This window comes from Pseudomonas sp. CH235, assembly GCF_004368175.1.
Taxonomy (GTDB): domain Bacteria; phylum Pseudomonadota; class Gammaproteobacteria; order Pseudomonadales; family Pseudomonadaceae; genus Aquipseudomonas; species Aquipseudomonas paraglycinae.
Window position 1 is genome coordinate 35,448 of sequence record NZ_RRZJ01000034.1, and the last position, 18,818, is coordinate 54,265.

Below are 18,818 nucleotides of genomic sequence, written 5' to 3' on the forward strand. Positions count from 1 at the left end.
GTTTTACACATTCAAGGATTGATTGTGATCAGCACTTCCCGCAATGCCCGGCTGATCATCACGGCGCGGCTGATCTCCGATTTCGGCGCGTTCCTCAACATGGTTGCGCTGGCCACTTATGTCTACCTGCTGAGCAACAGCGCGATGAGCGCGGGGATCTTTCTCGCCAGTCGCGTGGGCGGCGGGATTTTCGCCAGCCTGATCGGCACCGCGTTTTATCGTCGATGCAGCGGTCGCGTGCCGTTGATTGCCTTCGACCTGCTGCGCGCCGCTGTGCTTGGGCTGTTGCTCATCGTGCCGGTCAGTCAGCAGGCGTTGTTGCTGCCGCTGATCGCGTTCGGTCTGGGCTTTGGTAATTCGATGTTCGCCATCGGCCTCAACAGCCAGTTGCCGCGCTTGATCGAGCCGGCGCAGTTGCTCAAGACCAATGCCTGGATCACGTCCGCCTCGTCCATGGCGATGGTCGGCGGCAGTCTGGTGTCCGGGCTGCTGGTCGCGGGATTTGGTTTTGAAACGGTGTTTGCGCTGAATGCGCTGACCTATCTGTTGGCAGCAGTGTTGATTGCGCCGCTGCGGTTCAGCGCACCGGAGCCGGTGGTCGAATCCAGCGCTAAACAGGGTGAATGGTCGGCTTTGCTGCAAGGCCTGCGCAGCGCTCCGGTGGTGGCCGCGATGCTGGCGGTGACCATGGCTGACACCCTTGGCAGCGCTGCTCACAACGTCGGCTTCCCGATCATTTCCAGACTGCTGACACCGGACTCGGCGAGCACCACGCTCGGCCTGATGCTCGCGGTGTGGGCCGCCGGCAAACTGCTCGGCGCGCGAATCGCCAGTCGCCTGAACGGCTCGGAAAACATCCATCTGGAGCGCCGCTATTTCGGCGGCGTGCTGCTGATGTCCTGCGGCTTCATCCTGATGTTCCAGCAGCACAGCGTCGTCGGTCTGTTGCTGTTTTCGCTGCCGGCTGGATTGGGTGACGGGTTTTCGGAAGTCGGCCTGATGTCACGGCTGCAACGGGAGCCGGAGCCCCTGCGCCTGCCGATCTTCAGTTTTCTGACGCTGTTGCAGATGACCGGGTTCGGCGTCGGCATGCTGATCGCCGCACCGTTCTATGCGTGGTGGGCGCCGGGTGCCGTGGTGCTGTTGTTCCACGGCATTCCCCTCGCCACAGTGCTGTCGATGAAAATCCTGTTGCTCAGACGCGCGCGGGTTGCGCGCAGCAGCCCGACGCCAGTTCCTTGAGGATCGGGCAGTCCGGGCGATGGTCGCCGTGGCAGTGCTCGACCAGATCCTGCAGGGTGTCGCGCAGTTCGCCGAGTTCGCGGATCTTCTGATTCAGCTCGTCGATGTGCTGGCGGGCCAGGGCCTTCACATCGGCGCTGGCGCGCTGGCGATCCTGCCAGAGGGTCAGCAGCTTGCCGACTTCCTCCAGCGAAAAGCCCAGGTCCCGCGAGCGCTTGATGAACGCCAGCGTGTGCAGGTCATCGTCGCCGTAGACGCGATAGCCGCTGTCGGTACGATGGGCAGCCTTGAGCAGACCGATCGATTCGTAGTAACGGATCATCTTCGCGCTCAGGCCACTGTGGCGGGCCGCTTGGCCGATGTTCATCGGTTGTCCTCCAGATCCTCGGGTTTCCAGGTTTTCAACAGTAGCGCATTGCTCACCACGCTGACGCTCGACAGGGCCATCGCCGCGCCGGCCAGCACCGGATTGAGGAAGCCGAACGCCGCCAGCGGAATGCCGATCAGGTTATAGACGAAGGCCCAGAACAGGTTGTGGCGGATCTTCGCGTAGGTCTTGCGGCTGATCTCCAGCGCCGCCGGCACCAGCCGAGGATCGCCGCGCATCAGGGTGATGCCGGCGGCGTGCATGGCCACGTCGGTGCCGCCGCCCATGGCGATGCCGATGTCTGCGGCGGCCAGCGCCGGTGCGTCGTTGATGCCGTCGCCGACCATGGCCACGACCCCGGTTTTCTTCAGCTCGGCGACAGTGGCGGCTTTCTCCGCCGGCAGCACTTCGGCGTGGACGTTTTCGATGCCCAGCGCATCGGCGACCACCCGGGCGCTGCCGCGGTTGTCGCCGGTCAGCAGGTGGCTGTGGATGTGCTGGGCGGCCAGTTGTTGCACCGCGTGCAGCGCGCCGGGCTTGAGGGTGTCGCCGAAGGCGAACAGGCCGAGTACGCGGGGCGTCGGACTTTGCTCGATCAGCCACGACAGCGTGCGACCCTCGGTTTCCCAGGCCTTGGCAGATTCGCTCAGGTTTCCGGCGTTCAGACCGCTTTCTTCCAGCAAGCGCCGGTTGCCCAGCGCCAGGCGCCGGCCGTCGAGGCTGCCGGCGATGCCGCGCCCGGTCAGGGACTGGCTGTCGCTGACATCCGGTAGGTTCAGGCTACGTTCGGCACAGGCATCCAGCACCGCTTTGGCCAGCGGATGCTCGCTGCCGCGTTGCAGCGCGCCGGCCGCTGTCAGCAGGGCGTTTTCGTCACCGTCGATCGCACTGAAATGCGCAATGCGCGGCGTGCCGGAGGTCAGGGTGCCGGTCTTGTCGAACACCACGGCGCTGACTTCATGGGCACGTTCCAGTGCTTCGGCATCCTTGATCAGAATCCCGTGCCGCGCGGCCACGCCGGTGCCAGCCATGATCGCGGTCGGTGTCGCCAGGCCGAGGGCGCAGGGGCAGGCGATCACCAGCACTGCGACGGCATTGATCAACGCGGTTTCCAGCGACGCGCCGTACAGCCACCAGCCGATCAGCGTGGCCAGGGCCAGCAGCAACACGGTCGGCACGAATACCTGACTGACTTTATCCACCAGTTTCTGGATCGGTGCTTTCGCGGCCTGGGCGTCCTCCACCAGGCGGATGATCCGCGCCAGCACGCTTTCCGCGCCGAGCGCCGTGGTGCTCACCAGCAAGCGGCCTTCGCCGTTGATCGCACCGCCGGTGACCTTGTCGCCCGGTTGTTTGGGTACCGGCAGGCTTTCGCCGCTGATCAACGCTTCGTCAGCGTGGCTCTGGCCTTCCAGCACTTCGCCGTCCACCGGGAAGCGTTCACCGGGTTTGACCAATACGAGGTCACCGAGGCGCAGGGCGCTGATGGCGACGTCCTGTTCGCGGCCATCGATGACTTGAATCGCCCGCTCCGGGCGCAACGCTTCCAGTGCGCGAATGGCGCTGGCGGTCTGGCGTTTGGCGCGGCTTTCCAGGTATTTGCCGAGCAGCACCAGAGCGATGACCACCGCCGAGGCTTCGAAATACAGGTGCGGCATGCGTCCGTCAGCAGTCGCCCATTCATAGAGACTCAGGCCATAACCGGCGCTGGTGCCCAGCGCGACCAGCAAGTCCATGTTGCCGGCGCCGGCGCGTACGGCTTTCCACGCCGCCACATAAAAACGCGCACCGAAGATGAATTGCACCGGAGTGGCGAGGGCGAACTGCGCCCAGGCCGGGAGCATCCAGTGAATGCCGAACGGTTGCAGCAGCATCGGCAACACCAGCGGCAAGGCGAGGGCGATGGCGCAGATCAGCGCCCAGCGCTCGTGGTTCAGGCGTTGCTGGCGATTGTCGGATTGTGGATGTTCGAGTTCGAAGAGGCTGGCGGAATAACCGGCCTTGCTCACGGCGGCGATCAGGGTTTGCGGGTCGACCGCGCCGAGCAATTCGAGGTGGGCGCGTTCATTGGCGAGGTTGACGCTGACGCTTTTCACCCCCGGCACTTTATTCAGTGCACGTTCGACACGACCGACGCAGGACGCGCAGGTCATGCCGTCGATGTTCAATTCCACGGTTTGCTGCGGCACGCTGTAACCGGCGCGTTCGACCGCCTCCATCAGCGCCGGCAGGCTGTCGCCGGGGGCCTGCACCCGGGCCTGTTCGGTGGCGAGGTTGACGCTGACGGCGCTGGCGCCGCTGACTTTGCTCAACGCCCGCTCGACACGACCGGCGCAACTGGCGCAGGTCATGCCGCTGATGGGCAGATCGAACGTGATGGAATCGGACATCGGTCGTACTCCCTGTAGAAGATGCCTACAGGATCAACCTTGCCATGCTGGCAAGGTCAAGCGCCAGTTTCCGCTACCGGCTGCTCGCTTGTTCGCCTGATCGTTCCCACGCTCCGCGTGGGAATGCAGCCGGGGACGCTCTGCGTCCCAAAGCGTGACGCAGAGCGTCACAAGAGGCATTCCCACGCAGAGCGTGGGAACGAGCGGCAGGCCTTAGTAACCGAGGCCGGTCGGCTTGAGGTACATGCCTTCCTGGTTCATCGCGATGCGGAATTTCAGGATTTCGCCGGCATGCAGTCTGATCTCCTGCGAGCCCGGCGCGAGCATGCCCGGGTTGCAGCCCGGCATTTGTCCCGGCAGCAGTTTAAGGCGCAGCGAGACATTGCCCGGCGGCAGGTTGAACGACGTGCTTTGCTCCTGGAACAGGCGCGCCGACAGTTGATCCTGGATGTACACGCCGATTTCGCACGAGGTCGCGACTTCCAGGCGCTCGCGGGAAATGATCAGCACCCCGTAATCTTCCCCGGCGGCATGCACCGAAGGGATCGCGGCAAAGAGGCTGAGAAAGCCAAACAGGCTGAAAGCTGACCAGCGCATGGCTGAATCTCCTGAATTCATGTCATTGATGCATGCAGCTTGGCCGAGCGCGGCGACGATTGCCAGCCCGGCAGTTTTTTGCAGAACTTGACCTTGCCATCGTGGCAAGCCCGAAACTGCCGGCAACCTCACTCAAAGGAGTCATTCCATGCAAGTGTTCACTGTTGAAGGCATGTCCTGCGGTCACTGTGTCAAAGCCGTCACCCAAGCAGTGCAGAGCAAGGATCCGGCCGCCAGCGTGCGGGTCGACCTGGCGGCGAAGGAAGTCGGCGTCGAAAGTGCGCTGAGTGCCGAGCAGGTGATCGAGGCGATCAGCGAAGAAGGCTACGCCATCAAACTCGCCTGATCTTTTTAATAGTTAGCGAGCTACCGGAATGTTCAAGGCGTCCTCGCGCGGCTAGACTGTCGGGCTGAACTCAACTCAACTCCCCGCCCGACCTGGACGCCTGATGAACTTCCGTACCCTTCTGATTCTCGGTGCCCTGACCGCTTTCGGTCCGTTGGCGATCGACTTCTATCTACCCGCGTTTCCCACCATGGCGCTGGCGTTCGGCACCGACGAGAAACACGTCCAGCTGACGCTGTCGGCTTACTTCTTCGGCCTGTCCATCGGTCAACTGGCTTACGGGCCGTTGGCGGATCGCTTCGGCCGGCGGATTCCGTTGCTGATCGGTCTCACGCTGTTCACGCTGGCGTCAGTGGCCTGCGCCTATGCGCCGAATCTGGAATGGCTGATCGGCGCGCGGCTCGTGCAGGCGCTGGGCGGCTGTGCGGGGATGGTGATTGCCCGGGCGGTGGTCAGCGACAAATGCGACGCGGTGGGGTCGGCGAAAGTCTTCTCGCAGTTGATGCTGGTGATGGGGCTGGCACCGATCCTGGCGCCGATGCTCGGCGGACTGCTGGTGAATACGTCGGGATGGCAGTCGATCTTCCTGGTGCTGACCGGTTTCAGTGCTTTGGCGGGACTGGCGGTCGCCCTGGGTCTGCCGGAAAGTCTGCCGGCGCATGTCCCGCGTCAGCCGTTGTCCGGCGCTTTACGCCAGTACGGTCGGCTGCTGGCTGATCCGGTCTACATGGGCCATGCCCTGACCGGCGGCATCGCCATCGCCGGGATGTTTGCCTACATCGCCGGCTCGCCGTTCATTTTCATCAAGTTGTATGGCGTACCGGCCGAGCATTTCGGCTGGCTGTTCGGTACCAACGCCGCAGGGTTCATTCTTGTTGCACAGGTCAATGCGCGACTGCTGGCCAAGCGTGGTCCGGCGTTCCTGTTGTCGCGGGCGGTCTGGGTTTACCTGTGCGCCGGGCTGACGCTGCTCGCGGTCAGCGCCTTGCACACCGAGGCGCTGTGGCCATTGCTGATTCCATTGTTCATCTGCGTGGCCAGCCTCGGCTGCATCAGCCCCAATGCGGCAGCGTGTGCGATGAACGGGCAGGGCGGTCGCGCCGGCAGTGCTTCAGCGTTGCTCGGCAGCATGCAGTTCAGCGTCGCCGCCGGGGCTTCGGCGCTGGTGGGGATCCTGCACGATGGCACCGCCGTGCCGATGGCCATCGTCATCAGCTTGTGTGGTTTGCTGGTGGTGTGCGCAGCGACGCTCACCCGGCGCATACAGAATGCCCGGGCGCTGGCAAAGGCGCAGGCTGAAATCTAAGACGAATTGCCTCAGCCGACAGCGCGCTGCTGGCCGGGGTCGGGAATCTGATGGGGCGCGCAGATACGCGCTTCGAGGGTGCGAGTGAAGGCGCGAGCTTCGGCCTCACTGCGGAAGGTCACGGCGTGCTGGTCGAGACGAACTTGCCACTGGGACTTTGCCACTTCTTTTATCAGGATCTTCATTGCTGACCTCCCGTACGTAAAAGATTGCATCGCAGAGGACTCGATTGTAGTCCTGAATACGATCGCAATTGTGACAAGGGTCAAGCATCTGACTGACGGCAAAAAAACACCGCAGCCCCCGAGCCAGCCACATCGGAGGCTGGAGAAGGCTGCGGTCTTGCGAGTTTTAGAAACCTTCTAAAACAATTTTCCCCTTGGCCTTGCCGCTTTCCAGCAGTTCATGGGCGCGGCGCAGGTTGCTCGCGTTGATCGTGCCGAAGTGCTCGCCGACCGTGGTTTTCAACGTCCCGCTGTCGATCAGCCCGGCCACCCGGTTGAGCAGTTTGTGCTGCTCGATCATGTCCGGCGTTTCGAACAGCGAGCGGGTGTACATGAACTCCCAGTGCAGCGACAGGCTCTTGCGCTTGAGCTTGGTCACGTCCAGCGCCTTCGGATCGTCGATCAGCGCCAGTTTGCCTTGCGGCGCCAGGGCTTCGACCAGTTGGTCCAGGTGCTGGTCGGTCTGGGTCAGGCTGGCAACGTGGGTGACGTGGGTGACACCGGCGCGTTTCAGTTCTTCGCTCAACGGCTGGCTGTGATCAATCACCAGGTCAGCACCCAACTCGGTCACCCAGTCGCGGGTCTCAGGGCGAGAGGCGGTGCCGATCACTTTGAGCCCGGTCAACTGGCTGGCGAGTTGGGTGAGGATCGAACCGACGCCGCCCGCCGCACCGACGATCAGCAGGCTCTGGCCTTCATCGGTATTGCCTTCGCGAATCTGCAGGCGTTCGAACAGCAATTCCCAAGCGGTAATCGCGGTCAGCGGCAGAGCAGCGGCTTCGGCGAAACCGAGGGTTTTTGGCATATGGCCGACGATCCGCTCATCCACCACGTGCAGTTCGCTGTTGCCACCGGCCCGGGCGATGGAGCCGGCGTAGAACACCTTGTCGCCGGCCTTGAACAAGGTCACTTCACTGCCGACCGACTTGACCACACCGGCCACGTCCCAGCCCAGCACCTTGGCGGCGCCGCCTTCCGGCGCGACGTTCTGGCGAACCTTGGTGTCCACCGGGTTGACCGAAATCGCTTTGACTTCCACCAGCAAGTCGCGCGGGCCGGCTACCGGCTCTGGCAGTTCGATGTCTTGCAGGGATTTTTCGTCGCTGATCGGGAGCGAGGCGTAATAGGCGATGGCTTTCATGGCGAACTCCGAAAGTGAATAAAGGAAGGTTTCAGGCAATGACGCGCGGGCGCTTGAGTTCGAAGTGTTCGAGGAACGCCTCGGCCTGGCTGCGGAAATGCTGGATATGGGCGCTGGCATCGTGGGCTTGCAGGGCTTCGTCGCTGGCCCACTGCTCGATCATGTAGAAGGCCAGCGGGTTGGCCAGATCCTGGTGCAGTTCGTATTGACCGCAACCGGCTTCGGCGCGGGTCGGTTCGATCAGGGCACGCAGGTGCTGTTCGAGGGCGTCCTGCTGGCCAGGTCGGGCAATCAGGGTGGCGATGGCGGTGAAAGGCTGGGACATGTTCGACTCCGGGATGGGATGAATTCGATGGATGGCATGATTGGCTATTTCTGCCGGAGATAAAACCGGCTAAAAGAGCAGTCTCTTTCAATATTTTTTTGATAATCGGGGCTGACGATGCTGCGTTTCGATGACTTGCAGTTGTTTGTCCGGGCGGCGGATCTGGGCAGCCTGTCGGCGGCGGCGCGGGTAATGGACATGTCCGCCGCCGTGGCCAGTGCTGCGCTCAAGCGGATCGAGCAACAACTGGGCGCACGGCTGTTGGCACGCTCCACTCGCAGTTTGCGGCTGACGGCTGAAGGTGAAGGGTTTCTCGAATACGCCCGGGCGGCGCTGAGCAACCTTGATGAGGGTCGCCGCCTGCTGGCCAGCGGGCAGGATCAGGTCAGCGGAATCCTGCAGCTGTCGGCGCCTTCGGACTTCGGGCGCAATCTTCTGTTGCCGTGGCTCGATGACTTTCAGCGCGAACACCCGAAATTGACGGTGCGCCTGCTGCTGGGTGACCGCATCGCCGACCTGTTTCGCCAGCCGGTGGACATCGCCTTGCGCTACGGCGAGCCGGAGGATTCCAGTCTGGTGGCGTTGCCGATTGCCCCGCACAACCGACGGGTGCTGTGTGCATCACCGGCCTACCTGGCCCGGCACGGCGAACCGCTGCATCTGGAACAGCTCGCACAGCACAACTGCCTGCTTTATATGCTCGGAGGCCGGGTGCACGACCATTGGAGTTTCCACGACGGCAAGCGCGAGGTCGGCCTGACCGTCAGTGGCGACCGCTTCAGTGACGACGCCGATGTGGTGCGCCTTTGGGCTGTGGCGGGAGCCGGCATCGCTTACAAGTCGTGGCTCGATGTGGCCGGTGATGTGCTGGCGGGACGGCTGAAAGTGCTGTTGCCGGAGCTGCTCTGCGAACGCGCTCCGCTGAATCTGCTGTGCGCCCATCGCGCACAATTGAGTAAGCCGGTGAACCTTCTGAGGGAGATGCTCGCCAGCCGTTGCGCCGAATTGAGTAGCCGTTTTCCCGTTTTCCAGAAGTCTGACCATTAGTCGCAGGTAAATAGCGAAATTTCTCTCAGGAACAATCACCAACCACGGCCGCTCCGGCGCAGGACGCCGCGAGCAACCCGCTTATACTAGCGGCCGCCTGATGCCCGCACCAAAAGGCCGATGCGAGAACGATCAGACCGCAACCGGCCGGGTAGGGACGAGGGTCGCGACAGTGCTGCGGTTTCCTTGCTGCGGCGCGCTGCCTCGCTTGGGCTCAAGGTATTTTGCGCGCCTTGGCCGACGACTGATTACTGGTCAAGATGTCTATGAGCTGTAGACGATACGATTCAACAGGGAGTGAATAGATGGAACATGCACCTTGCATCAGCCAGATCGCCACGTTGCTGGCCGATCCCAAACGCAGCGCAATGATGTGGGCGCTCATGGATGGCTCGGCGCGGCAGACCGAGGAGCTGGCGTTGCTGGCGGGGCTATCGCCGTCATCGGCCAGTGCGCATCTGGGGCGCTTGTCCGCTGGCGGTCTGTTGAAGGTCGAGGCGCGCGGTCGCAAACGCTTCTTCCGCCTGGCGGCTCCCGAAATCGGCGCGGCCATCGAAGCGCTGGCCAGCGCCACGTTGGCCAGCGCTCCACGAGAAATCCCCGACGTATTCAAGCGTGCCTCGCCGGTCGTCAGACCCCAGGCCGCGCCTTCGTCACTGCTGCGCGCGCGGTTTTGCGACGACCATCTGGGTGGAACGCTGGCCGCCGACCTGTACCAGCGCCTGCTCGACGCCGGCTGGATCGAGCAGCTTGAACATAGAGTGGTGGTCACGCACAAAGGCTCGACACAACTGGCCGGGCGCGGGGTGTACATCCAGGCGCTGGCCCACCGCAACGCTCAGGTGGCGTGCGCCTGTCCGGACTGGAGCGAGCGTCGCCCGCACATGGGGGGCTCGCTGGGCGCGGCGTTGCTGCAGCTGTTCATGCAGTCGGGCTGGCTGGTGCTGCCCAACGATTCCAGAGCCCTGCAACTGACGGCGGCGGGCCAGCGGGAAATTCATCGTTTCGCCTGTGAAACCGAGCTGGAAATGGCGTTGTAGAGCGCTTTCTTCCACTGGCTTGCTACTGAACGTCGCCAACGGCTGCGAACACGTCGCATCTGGCACAGGCGCGCAACCGCTATCGCGCACACTCGATCCGGGGACTTTTCGGATTGAGGAGGTGGCATGGACACGGGAAACTTCAGCGCGGCAGATCGACTGGAGCGCCTGCCAGTCAGCGGTTATCACCGGATCATCTTCATCATCATCGCCCTGGCGTTTTTTTTCGACTCCATGGATCTGGCGATGATGACCTTCCTGCTCGGCTCGATCAAAGCCGAGTTCGGCCTGAGCAGTGCGCAGGCTGGCCTGCTGGCCAGTTCGAGTTTTTTCGGCATGGTGCTGGGGGCGTCGCTGTCCGGATTACTGGCTGATCGGTTCGGTCGCAAACCGGTGTTCCAGTGGAGCATCGTCTTGTGGGGACTGGCCAGTTACCTGTGTTCCACGGCGCAGACGGTCGAGAGCCTGACGCTGTTTCGCATCCTGCTGGGAATCGGCATGGGTATGGAGTTTCCGATTGCCCAGTCGATGTTGTCGGAGTTGATTCCTGCACAGCGTCGGGGTCGTTACATCGCCTTGATGGACGGTTTCTGGCCGCTGGGTTTCGTCGCGGCGGGCGTGCTGTCGTATTTCCTGCTGCCGTTGATTGGCTGGCGCGACATCTTTCTGGTGCTGGCGGTGCCGGCAGTGTTCGTGCTGGCGATCCGCTTTTTCATTCCCGAGTCGCCGCGCTGGCTGGAACAGGCCGGCAAGCATGACGCGGCGGACAAAGTGTTGCGCGGGATCGAGGCGCGGGTACAGGCCTCACTCGGTGGTGCTGCATTGCCGGAGCCGGTTCGTCTGCCACGCAGCGTGTCCCCGCCGGGCCATTTCCTTTCGGCACTCAAACAGATCTGGTCACCGCTGTATCGCCAGCGCACGACGATGATCTGGAGCCTGTGGTTCTTTGCGTTGCTCGGCTTTTACGGTCTGACGTCCTGGCTCAGTGCGTTGTTGCAACAGTCGGGTTTTGCCGTGACTCAGTCGGTGTATTACACGGTGCTGATTTCCCTCGGCGGGATTCCCGGCTTCCTGATGGCGGCCTGGCTGGTGGAACTTTGGGGACGCAAGCCGGTGTGCATCGTCACGTTGCTCGGCGGCGGGGTGATGGCGTTTCTGTACGGACAAAGCGCGGTTTTTGGCGGCAACGTGGCGCTGCTGATCGGCACGGGGCTGTTGATGCAGTTTTTCCTGTTCGGCATGTGGGCGGTGCTCTACACCTACACGCCGGAACTGTATCCGACCTCGGCGCGGGCGACGGGCTCGGGGTTCGCCTCGGCCATTGGGCGCGTGGGGTCGTTGCTCGGTCCGTTGGTCACCGGGCTGGTGTTCCCGATCACCGGGCAGGGCGGGGTGTTTGCGTTGGGGGCGCTGTGCTTTGCGATTGCAGCGGGAGTGGTGTGGCTGTTCGGGATGGAGACCCGGGGCAAGACGTTGGAAGAGCTGACTGAAGCAGTTGTGCGCTGAGACCTGAAAAGCCGTTCGAACACGGGCGTGTTCGAACGGCTTTGTGCTGTTACGGTTTTACCAACCGCGCATCCAGGCTGTTCTGCGCCAGGCGCTTGGCCTGATCCTGGGTCATGCCCAGGTGAGTGTGCAGCGCGTGGAAGTTCTCGGTCACGTAACCGCCGAAGTACGCCGGGTCATCGGAGTTCACCGTGACCTTCACGCCACGCTCGAGCATGTCGAGGATGTTGTGCTGCGACATGTGATCGAACACGCAGAGCTTGGTGTTCGACAGCGGGCATACGGTCAGCGGGATCTGCTCGTCGATGATCCGCTGCATCAGGCGCTCGTCTTCGATGGCGCGCACGCCATGGTCGATGCGCTGGATTTTCAGCAGGTCGATGGCTTCCCAAATGTACTCCGGCGGACCTTCTTCGCCAGCGTGGGCGACGGTCAGGAAACCTTCGTGACGGGCACGATCGAACACGCGCTGGAACTTGCTCGGCGGGTGACCCATTTCGGAACTGTCCAGACCTACGGCGACAAACGCGTCACGGAACGGCAGCGCCTGATCGAGGGTTTTCTGTGCTTCGTCTTCGCTCAGGTGGCGCAGGAAGCTCAGGATCAGACCGCTGGTGATGCCCAGTTGCTGCTCGCCGTCCTTCAGCGCGGCGGCGATGCCGTTGAGCACCACTTCGAACGGGATGCCACGGTCGGTGTGGGTCTGCGGATCGAAGAACGGTTCGGTGTGGATCACGTTCTGTTCTTTGCAGCGCAGCAGGTAGGCCCAGGTCAGGTCGTAGAAATCCTGGGAGGTGCGCAGCACATCGGCGCCCTGGTAATACAGGTCGAGGAATTCCTGCAGATTGTTGAAGGCGTAAGCCTTGCGCAGGGTTTCGACGTCGCTCCACGGCAGGGCGATCTTGTTGCGTTCGGCCAGGGCGAACAGCAGCTCGGGCTCCAGCGAACCTTCGAGGTGCAGGTGCAGTTCAGCCTTGGGCAGGGCGTTGAGCCAGTCGTACATATTCTTTTCTCATCAGGTGCAATGGCGGGCATTCTACAGATGCCCGCCGAAACAATTGGCAAAACCTGACCAACCGATCCATCACACCGCTTCCTGCTCCCGTCGATAGGCGTAGGTGTCGGCGAAGCGCGACAGCAGGAATTCGGCGCAGGTGGTGGTCGGATATTTCGCCGGATGCTGTGCGTCCTGGCAACCGGGCAGGCACTCGATACGGGTGTCCGGGTGTGGTTCGGCGAAGAACGGCATCGAGTAGCGATCCACCCCGAGCGGGCTGATGACCCGGTGCGGGGTCGAGCGATAACGGTCGTTGCTCCAGCGCGCCATCATGTCGCCGAGGTTGACCACGAAGGTGCCGTCGATGGGCGGTGCGTCGATCCACTGGCCTTTGACATTTTTCACCTGCAAGCCGCCGGCCGCGTCCTGATACAACAACGTGATGCAGCCGTAATCGGTGTGCGCCCCGGCACCTTGCTGTTCGGCGGAACTGGCGGTGTGGCGCGGCGGGTAGTGAATCATTCGCAGCACGCTGACCGGCTCGTTGAAGCGCGTGTCGAAGAAGTCGCGCTCGATGCCCAGCGCCAGAGTCATGGCCCGCAGCAGGGTTTGCGCAAGCGCTTGCATGTCGAGGTAGTGCTGTTCCATCAACGTTTCCCAGCCGGGAACGGCCGGATGACGGTTGGGACCGCGCAAGGGTTTTTCCGCCAGCACCTCGGGATGATCGGCCGGCAGGTGCAAGCCCATGTCGAAGGTTTCCTTGAGGTCGCTGGGTTTGTCCGGGTCGAGTTGTTCGGTAGCGATGGCGCCGTAGCCGCGATGATGGACGGTCCGGGTGATGTCGATCTTGAGCTTTTCCGCGGTCGGCAATGCAAAGAAGCGCCGGGCGTGAGCGAGCAGGGATTCGATGCGCTGCGCAGAAATCGGATGCCCCTTGATATAGAAGAAGCCCCATTCGCGGCAGGCGTGGTCGATCTGTTCGGCGACGGCGGGCCAGGCGTTCTGGTCGTCGGAGTAGAGCGGCGAGATGTCGATGATCGGAAGTTGGTTCATTTCGAATGCTCTTTAATGATCGTTCCCACGCGGAGCGTGGGAACGATCACAGGGTAGATGTTGGAATTTACTTCGGCATCTCGGCCTTCATGCCTTCGACGTAGTAGTTCATCGACGCCAGTTCGGCGTTGGTGGCGCTGACCCCCGCCGGGATTTTCTCGACGCCGGTCTGATCCTTGATCGGCCCGGTGAACGGTTGCAGGGCGCCGCTCTTGATGTCGGCGATGATCTGCTCGGCTTCGGCCTTCACCGGTGCCGGCACCAGATCGCTGATCGGCAGTTCGACCGTGCCTTCCTTCAACCCGCCCCAGTAGTCCTGGGATTTCCAGTTGTGGTCGATCACGCTCTGGGTCGCCTGAATGTAGTGCGGCGCCCAGTCGTTGACGATCGAAGTCAGCACCGCTTTCGGCCCGAAGTGCGCCATGTCCGAAGCGTAGCCCACGGCATACACACCGCGTCGCTCGGCGGCCTGGATCGGCGCCGGGCTGTCGGTGTGCTGGAACACCACGTCCACGCCCTGATCGATCAGCGCGTTGGCGGCATCGGCCTCTTTGCCCGGATCGAACCACGAGTAGACCCACACCACTTTGATCTCGGTGCCGGGGTTGTACTTGTTCAGGGCCAACTGGATGGCGTTGATGTCGCGTATCACTTCGGGGATCGGAAACGAGGCAACGTAGCCGATCTTCTTGGTCTTGGTCATCTTCGCCGCGAGGAAACCACCGACGTAACGGCCCTCGTAGGTGCGCGCGAGATAGGTGCCGAGGTTCTTGTCCTGCTTGTAGCCGGTGGCGTGTTCGAAGGTCACCTTGGGAAACTGTTTGGCGACTTTCACCGTCGGGTTCATGTAGCCGAAAGAGGTGGTGAAGATCAGGTCGTAATTGTCCTTGGCCATGTTGCGGATCACCCGCTCGGCATCGGCGCCTTCGGCGACGTTTTCCACGTAGTTGGTGGTGATCTGCGTGCCGAGTTTTTCCGCCAGCGCCTTGCGGCCCTGTTCATGCTGATACGTCCAGCCGTGGTCGCCGATGGGGCCGATGTAGACGAAACCGACTTTCAGTGGATCGGCGGCACTGGCGCTCAGGCTGAGGCCAAGGCCCATGGCGATGCACAGCAGTGTTTGCAGTGGACGTTTTTGCATGAACGCGAACTCCCTTTTGTTGTGTGTGGGGAGGGCAATGCAAAAGACTGACCAAGCGGACAACAAATCGAGTCGAAATCGCGGCGGGGCCTTCGCGAGCAAGCTCGCTCCCATGTGGCAATACGTTGATCAGTGGGAGCGAGCCTGCTCGCGATGAGGCCGGCCGGGCCGAAAAAAGTGCATGTCCGTACAAGGACGCCATCCACTGGTGCGCTAAGGTGTAACGAAACGTTAGCGCCGCCCCGCAGTCAGTAGCTCATTCGCACTCTTCGGCAAAAAGGCCCGTCATGTTCACCATCCTCAAGCAAGAAAGCTTTCTGCTGTTGGCCGTCATTGCCACCTGTGTTGCATATCCGATGGAGCACTGGCTGCTGCACAGCGGCCAGATCGTCGCGCTGACGGCCGGGCTGGTACTGATCGCCTTCATCGTGGCCGCCTCGATGCGTGTCGCCCATCAGGCCGAATTGCTCGCGGAAAAAGTCGGCGACCCGTACGGCACGATGATCCTGACCCTCGCCGCCGTGCTGGTGGAAGTGGTGATCCTGGCGATCATGATGAGCAACGAAGCCTCACCGACATTGGTGCGCGACACGATCTATTCGGCGGTGATGCTCGACATCAACGGCATCCTCGGCCTCGCCGCGCTGATGGGCGGGATCAAGCATGGCGAGCAGTCCTACAACGATGACTCGGCCCGCAGCTACAGCGTGATGATCCTCACCGCCATGGGCGTGTCGATGGTGGTGCCGGAGTTCATCCCCGAGGCCAACTGGAAAATCTATTCGGCGTTCACCATCGGCGCGATGGTGGTGCTTTATGCGTTGTTTCTGCGCATGCAGGTCGGGCCGCATAGTTACTTTTTCAGCTACAGCTACCCGGACAAACGCCGCAAGAAAGAGCCCGTGGAGCAGGAGCCGAAACCGGTCAGCCTGGCGCTGTCGATCGGCATTCTGGTGTTCGGTGTGGTGGTAATCGGCGCACTGGCCGAGGTGATGTCCAAGACCCTTGATCTGGGGCTGGAAGGGACGGGCGCACCGCCGGTGATCACGGCGATTCTGGTGGCGGCGATTTCCGCGGCGCCGGAGATTCTGACTGCGTTACGCGCGGCGTTGGCCAACCGCATGCAGTCGGTGGTCAACATTGCGATGGGCGCTTCGTTGTCGACGGTGATCCTGACGGTGCCGGTGATGGAGGCGATGGCGCTCTACACGGGGCAGCCGTTTCAGATGGCGATGACGCCGGTGCAGACGGTGATGATCTTTATCACGCTGATCGTCAGCGCGATCAACCTCAATGACGGCGAGACCAATGCGATTGAGGGCATGACGCACTTTGTGCTGTTTGCGACGTTCATCATGTTGTCGCTGCTGGGGTTGTGATTGATCGTTCCCACGCGGAGCGTGGGAACCATCAGAGGGGGGAGATCAGGTGCCGGCAATCAACTGCCGAGCCGCCTGGCTGTGATCGGCAATCAGACCTTTGAGATCCAGGCCTTCAACCTGCCCGTCAACCACACGCCACTTGCCGCCGACCATCACGCGATCCGCTCGGTCCGCACCGCACAACAGCAACGCCGAAATCGGGTCATGGCTGCCGGAGAAGCGCAGTTCATCCAGTTTGAACAACGCCAGATCCGCCTGCTTGCCCACCGCCAGTTCACCGATATCGGTACGGCCCAACAGGCTCGCCGAACCCTTGGTCGCCCAGCCCAGCACACGTTCCGGAGTGATCTTTTCGGCGCCATAGCGCAGGCGCTGGATGTACAGAGCCTGACGCGCTTCGAGGATCATGTTCGAGGCATCGTTGGACGCCGAGCCATCCACACCGATACCGAACAACGCGCCGGCATCGGTCAGATCGATACTCGGGCAGATGCCGGACGCCAGACGCATGTTCGAGCTCGGGCAATGGCAGATACCGGTGCCGGCCGCGCCGAGGCGGGCAATCTCGTCGGGGTTGAAATGGATGCCGTGGGCCAGCCAGGTGCGCGGGCCGAGCCAGCCGACGCTGTCCAGATAATCCACGGTGCGCAGGCCGAAGCGTTGCAGGCAGAAGTCTTCTTCGTCGAGGGTTTCGGCGAGGTGGGTGTGCAGACGCACATCAAGCTTGTTCGCCAGTTCGGCGCTGGCGGACATGATTTCCGGGGTCACCGAGAACGGCGAACACGGCGCCAGAGCGATCTGGATTTGCGCGCCGTCGCCACGTTCGTGGTACTCGTGAATCAGGCGCTGGCTGTCGTCGAGAATCACCTGGCCTTCCTGCACGGTCTGCTGCGGAGGCAGGCCGCCGTCCTTCTCGCCGAGGCTCATCGAACCGCGGGTGAGCATCGCGCGCATGCCCAGTTCGCGCACGGTTTCGACTTGCACGTCGATGGCGTTTTCCAGACCATCCGGGAACAGGTAATGGTGGTCGGCGGCGGTGGTGCAACCCGACAACAGCAACTCGGCCAGCGCGACTTTGGTGGCGAGGGCGAGTTTTTCAGGCGTCAGGCGCGCCCACACCGGGTAGAGGGTTTTCAGCCACGGGAACAACGGCTGATTGACCACCGGCGCCCAGGCGCGGGTCAGGGTCTGATAGAAGTGATGATGGGTGTTGATCAGGCCCGGCAGGATCACGTGTTCACGGGCGTCGAACACTTCATTGCATGGGGCGGAAGGTTGCTGGCCGGCGCCGAGCACTTCGGTGATCACACCGTCTTGCAGCACCAGACCGCCACGGGCATCGAGACCGTTGGCCGTGAAAATGGCGAGGGGATTTTTTAACCAGGTACGGGTCGCAGGCATTGTGGCCGGCTCCTCTGAAAGTGGGGTTCAGGGTTGCCAGCTCAGTGTTGCCCTGTCTGCTGATCCAGGGTCGCCGCGAAGGACGAGGTGCGGAGTTTCGAACAAAATGTTGCGACGGGCAAGCCCGACCCGACCAGACACCGGGATAACCCTGTGGGAGCGAGCGCCCACAGGGTTCAGTGATTACCAGGGAATGGTTTCACCCTTGTAGTTCACGAAGTGGTGGCCGCCCTTGCCGGCAAACGCGTCCACCTGATCCACCAGGCCACGGGTGCTGGTCTCCACGTCGATGTCGGCACCTTCGCCGCCCATGTCGGTTTTCACCCAGCCCGGATGCAGCGACAGCACAGTGAGTTTCTGCTCGCCCAACTGCGTGACGAAGCTGTTGGTCATCGAGTTCAGCGCCGCCTTGCTGGCCTTGTACAGCGCCAGTTCCGGCGCGTCGGGCATGGTCACACTGCCGAGCACCGAACTCATGAACGCCAGCACGCCGCTGCCGTCGCGGATCTGCCCGACAAAGCGCTGGGCCAGATTGATCGGTGCCACCGCGTTGGTGAAGAACAACTGACCGACTTCCGCCAGCGTCGCGCCGCCCGGAGTTTGCACGTCAGGGCCTTTGACTCCGGCGTTGACGAACAGCAGGTCAAAGGTCTCGCCCTTGAGCTTCTGGCTCAGGGCGATTACCGCTTGCTGGTCGTCCATGTCGAGTTTTTCGATCTGTACGTTACCCAGTGCTTTGACAGCCTCGGCGTTGGAAGGGTTGCGAACCGTGGCGGTGACTTGCCAGCCGTCGGCCAGCAGGGTTTTCACCAGACCCAGGCCCAGGCCCCGGGAGGCGCCGATGATCAGTGCGTGCTTGGCAGGATTCAGTGCGGACATGATTGGCTTTCCTAGAAGGTTGAAAGATCATGGGTTCAATGGACAACGTTGACCGAGCCGATGTTGCAATTCCTGGCGCAACTCACCGAGCTCGGCCATGCGGGTTTCGACCAGCTTGAGTTTGTCTTGCAGCAGTTGCGTGACGGTGGTGTCGGGGTTTGGCGAGTGCCACAACGCGCCAACGCTGTTGCCAATCTCGCCAAGGGTAAAGCCCAGACGTTGCGCCGTTTTGATATAGAGCACCAATTGCACCATCTCCGGCGGATAGTCGCGATAACCGTTGGCGCTGCGTTGCGCCGCGATCAATCCGCGCTCCTCGTAAAAACGCAGCGTGTCACGGCTGACATCGCAGGCCTGGGCCAACTCACCGATGCGCATCTTGCAGGTCTCGAAAGTGTTTGACCCTGGAGCATACTCCAGGCTTTACCGTAGTT

General features: G+C 62.3%; 19 protein-coding genes. 7 read left to right on the forward strand and 12 right to left on the reverse strand.

All coding sequences use genetic code 11. The annotated features are described in order from the left end of the window. Positions 1–27 precede the first annotated feature (27 nt). The gene (locus EIY71_RS24945) at positions 28–1,242 is read left to right on the forward strand and encodes an MFS transporter (RefSeq protein WP_134023533.1); all 1,215 of its coding nucleotides are present in this window, start codon (positions 28–30) and stop codon (positions 1,240–1,242) included. On the opposite strand, the gene cueR is transcribed toward EIY71_RS24945, so the two are convergent. From cueR to EIY71_RS24960, 3 genes are all read right to left on the reverse strand, one after another. Then, a complete protein-coding gene (gene cueR / locus EIY71_RS24950) occupies positions 1,196–1,609 on the reverse strand; it encodes a Cu(I)-responsive transcriptional regulator (RefSeq protein WP_102718474.1) in 414 nt (137 codons plus the stop codon). The genes EIY71_RS24945 and cueR overlap by 47 nt on opposite strands. After that, positions 1,606–3,999 carry a heavy metal translocating P-type ATPase gene (locus EIY71_RS24955; protein WP_134023514.1) on the reverse strand — a complete coding sequence of 798 codons (2,394 nt, stop codon included), beginning with the start codon at positions 3,997–3,999 and terminating at the stop codon, positions 1,606–1,608. Before EIY71_RS24955 ends, cueR begins: the two co-directional genes overlap by 4 nt. Before the next feature lie 213 nt (positions 4,000–4,212). After that, positions 4,213–4,596 (reverse strand): hypothetical protein, encoded by a 384-nt coding sequence (locus EIY71_RS24960; protein ID WP_102688507.1) that lies wholly within the window; start codon positions 4,594–4,596, stop codon positions 4,213–4,215. Positions 4,597–4,744: 148 nt separating this feature from the next. Between EIY71_RS24960 and EIY71_RS24965 the strand changes: the two genes are divergently transcribed. Together EIY71_RS24965 and EIY71_RS24970 are read left to right on the forward strand one after the other, a co-directional pair. Further along, positions 4,745–4,942 carry a heavy-metal-associated domain-containing protein gene (locus tag EIY71_RS24965; RefSeq protein WP_007958490.1) on the forward strand — a complete coding sequence of 66 codons (198 nt, stop codon included), beginning with the start codon at positions 4,745–4,747 and terminating at the stop codon, positions 4,940–4,942. A gap of 103 nt (positions 4,943–5,045) precedes the next feature. Further along, a complete protein-coding gene (locus EIY71_RS24970) occupies positions 5,046–6,248 on the forward strand; it encodes a multidrug effflux MFS transporter (protein ID WP_134023516.1) in 1,203 nt (400 codons plus the stop codon). 11 nt (positions 6,249–6,259) lie between these two features. Here EIY71_RS24970 and EIY71_RS28630 read toward each other — a convergent pair whose 3' ends face one another. The 3 genes from EIY71_RS28630 to EIY71_RS24980 all read right to left on the reverse strand — a co-directional run bounded on the left by EIY71_RS28630 (position 6,260) and on the right by EIY71_RS24980 (position 7,938). Next, positions 6,260–6,433, reverse strand: coding sequence for a hypothetical protein (locus EIY71_RS28630; RefSeq protein ID WP_165369572.1), 174 nt, complete (start codon positions 6,431–6,433; stop codon positions 6,260–6,262). Between the two features lie 166 nt (positions 6,434–6,599). Next, positions 6,600–7,613 carry a zinc-binding alcohol dehydrogenase family protein gene (locus tag EIY71_RS24975; protein WP_134023517.1) on the reverse strand — a complete coding sequence of 338 codons (1,014 nt, stop codon included), beginning with the start codon at positions 7,611–7,613 and terminating at the stop codon, positions 6,600–6,602. Between the two features lie 31 nt (positions 7,614–7,644). Beyond that, entirely contained in the window at positions 7,645–7,938 is a 294-nt protein-coding gene (locus EIY71_RS24980) for a putative quinol monooxygenase (RefSeq protein WP_134023519.1), read from the reverse strand. Between the two features lie 117 nt (positions 7,939–8,055). On the opposite strand from EIY71_RS24980, the gene EIY71_RS24985 reads away from it, so the two are divergent. From EIY71_RS24985 to EIY71_RS24995, 3 genes are all read left to right on the forward strand, one after another. Next, positions 8,056–8,985 (forward strand): LysR family transcriptional regulator, encoded by a 930-nt coding sequence (locus EIY71_RS24985; protein ID WP_007958495.1) that lies wholly within the window; start codon positions 8,056–8,058, stop codon positions 8,983–8,985. Between the two features lie 305 nt (positions 8,986–9,290). Continuing rightward, positions 9,291–10,025, forward strand: a complete 735-nt coding sequence (locus EIY71_RS24990; RefSeq protein ID WP_007958496.1) for a helix-turn-helix transcriptional regulator — start codon at positions 9,291–9,293, stop codon at positions 10,023–10,025. Positions 10,026–10,151: 126 nt separating this feature from the next. Further along, the gene (locus tag EIY71_RS24995) at positions 10,152–11,531 is read left to right on the forward strand and encodes an MFS transporter (RefSeq protein ID WP_134023521.1); all 1,380 of its coding nucleotides are present in this window, start codon (positions 10,152–10,154) and stop codon (positions 11,529–11,531) included. A gap of 49 nt (positions 11,532–11,580) precedes the next feature. Here the strand turns inward: EIY71_RS24995 and EIY71_RS25000 are convergent, their stop codons facing one another. The 3 genes from EIY71_RS25000 to EIY71_RS25010 all read right to left on the reverse strand — a co-directional run bounded on the left by EIY71_RS25000 (position 11,581) and on the right by EIY71_RS25010 (position 14,722). Further along, entirely contained in the window at positions 11,581–12,534 is a 954-nt protein-coding gene (locus EIY71_RS25000) for an adenosine deaminase (RefSeq protein ID WP_007958502.1), read from the reverse strand. Positions 12,535–12,615: 81 nt separating this feature from the next. Next, positions 12,616–13,581 (reverse strand): isopenicillin N synthase family oxygenase, encoded by a 966-nt coding sequence (locus EIY71_RS25005; protein ID WP_134023523.1) that lies wholly within the window; start codon positions 13,579–13,581, stop codon positions 12,616–12,618. 67 nt (positions 13,582–13,648) lie between these two features. Continuing rightward, positions 13,649–14,722, reverse strand: a complete 1,074-nt coding sequence (locus EIY71_RS25010; RefSeq protein WP_134023525.1) for a BMP family ABC transporter substrate-binding protein — start codon at positions 14,720–14,722, stop codon at positions 13,649–13,651. Between the two features lie 287 nt (positions 14,723–15,009). Between EIY71_RS25010 and EIY71_RS25015 the strand changes: the two genes are divergently transcribed. After that, positions 15,010–16,101 carry a calcium:proton antiporter gene (locus EIY71_RS25015; RefSeq protein WP_134023527.1) on the forward strand — a complete coding sequence of 364 codons (1,092 nt, stop codon included), beginning with the start codon at positions 15,010–15,012 and terminating at the stop codon, positions 16,099–16,101. Between the two features lie 45 nt (positions 16,102–16,146). Here the strand turns inward: EIY71_RS25015 and EIY71_RS25020 are convergent, their stop codons facing one another. The 3 genes from EIY71_RS25020 to EIY71_RS25030 form a co-directional block, all read right to left on the reverse strand. Further along, complete coding sequence (locus EIY71_RS25020) at positions 16,147–17,505, reverse strand: 8-oxoguanine deaminase (protein ID WP_129974077.1); 1,359 nt, start codon at positions 17,503–17,505, stop codon at positions 16,147–16,149. 183 nt (positions 17,506–17,688) lie between these two features. After that, entirely contained in the window at positions 17,689–18,375 is a 687-nt protein-coding gene (locus tag EIY71_RS25025; protein WP_129974082.1) for an SDR family oxidoreductase, read from the reverse strand. A 36-nt stretch (positions 18,376–18,411) separates the two neighbouring features. Continuing rightward, on the reverse strand, positions 18,412–18,762 hold the full coding sequence (locus tag EIY71_RS25030) for a MerR family transcriptional regulator (RefSeq protein ID WP_011332318.1): 351 nt from the start codon (positions 18,760–18,762) through the stop codon (positions 18,412–18,414). Between the last annotated feature and the right edge of the window lie 56 nt (positions 18,763–18,818).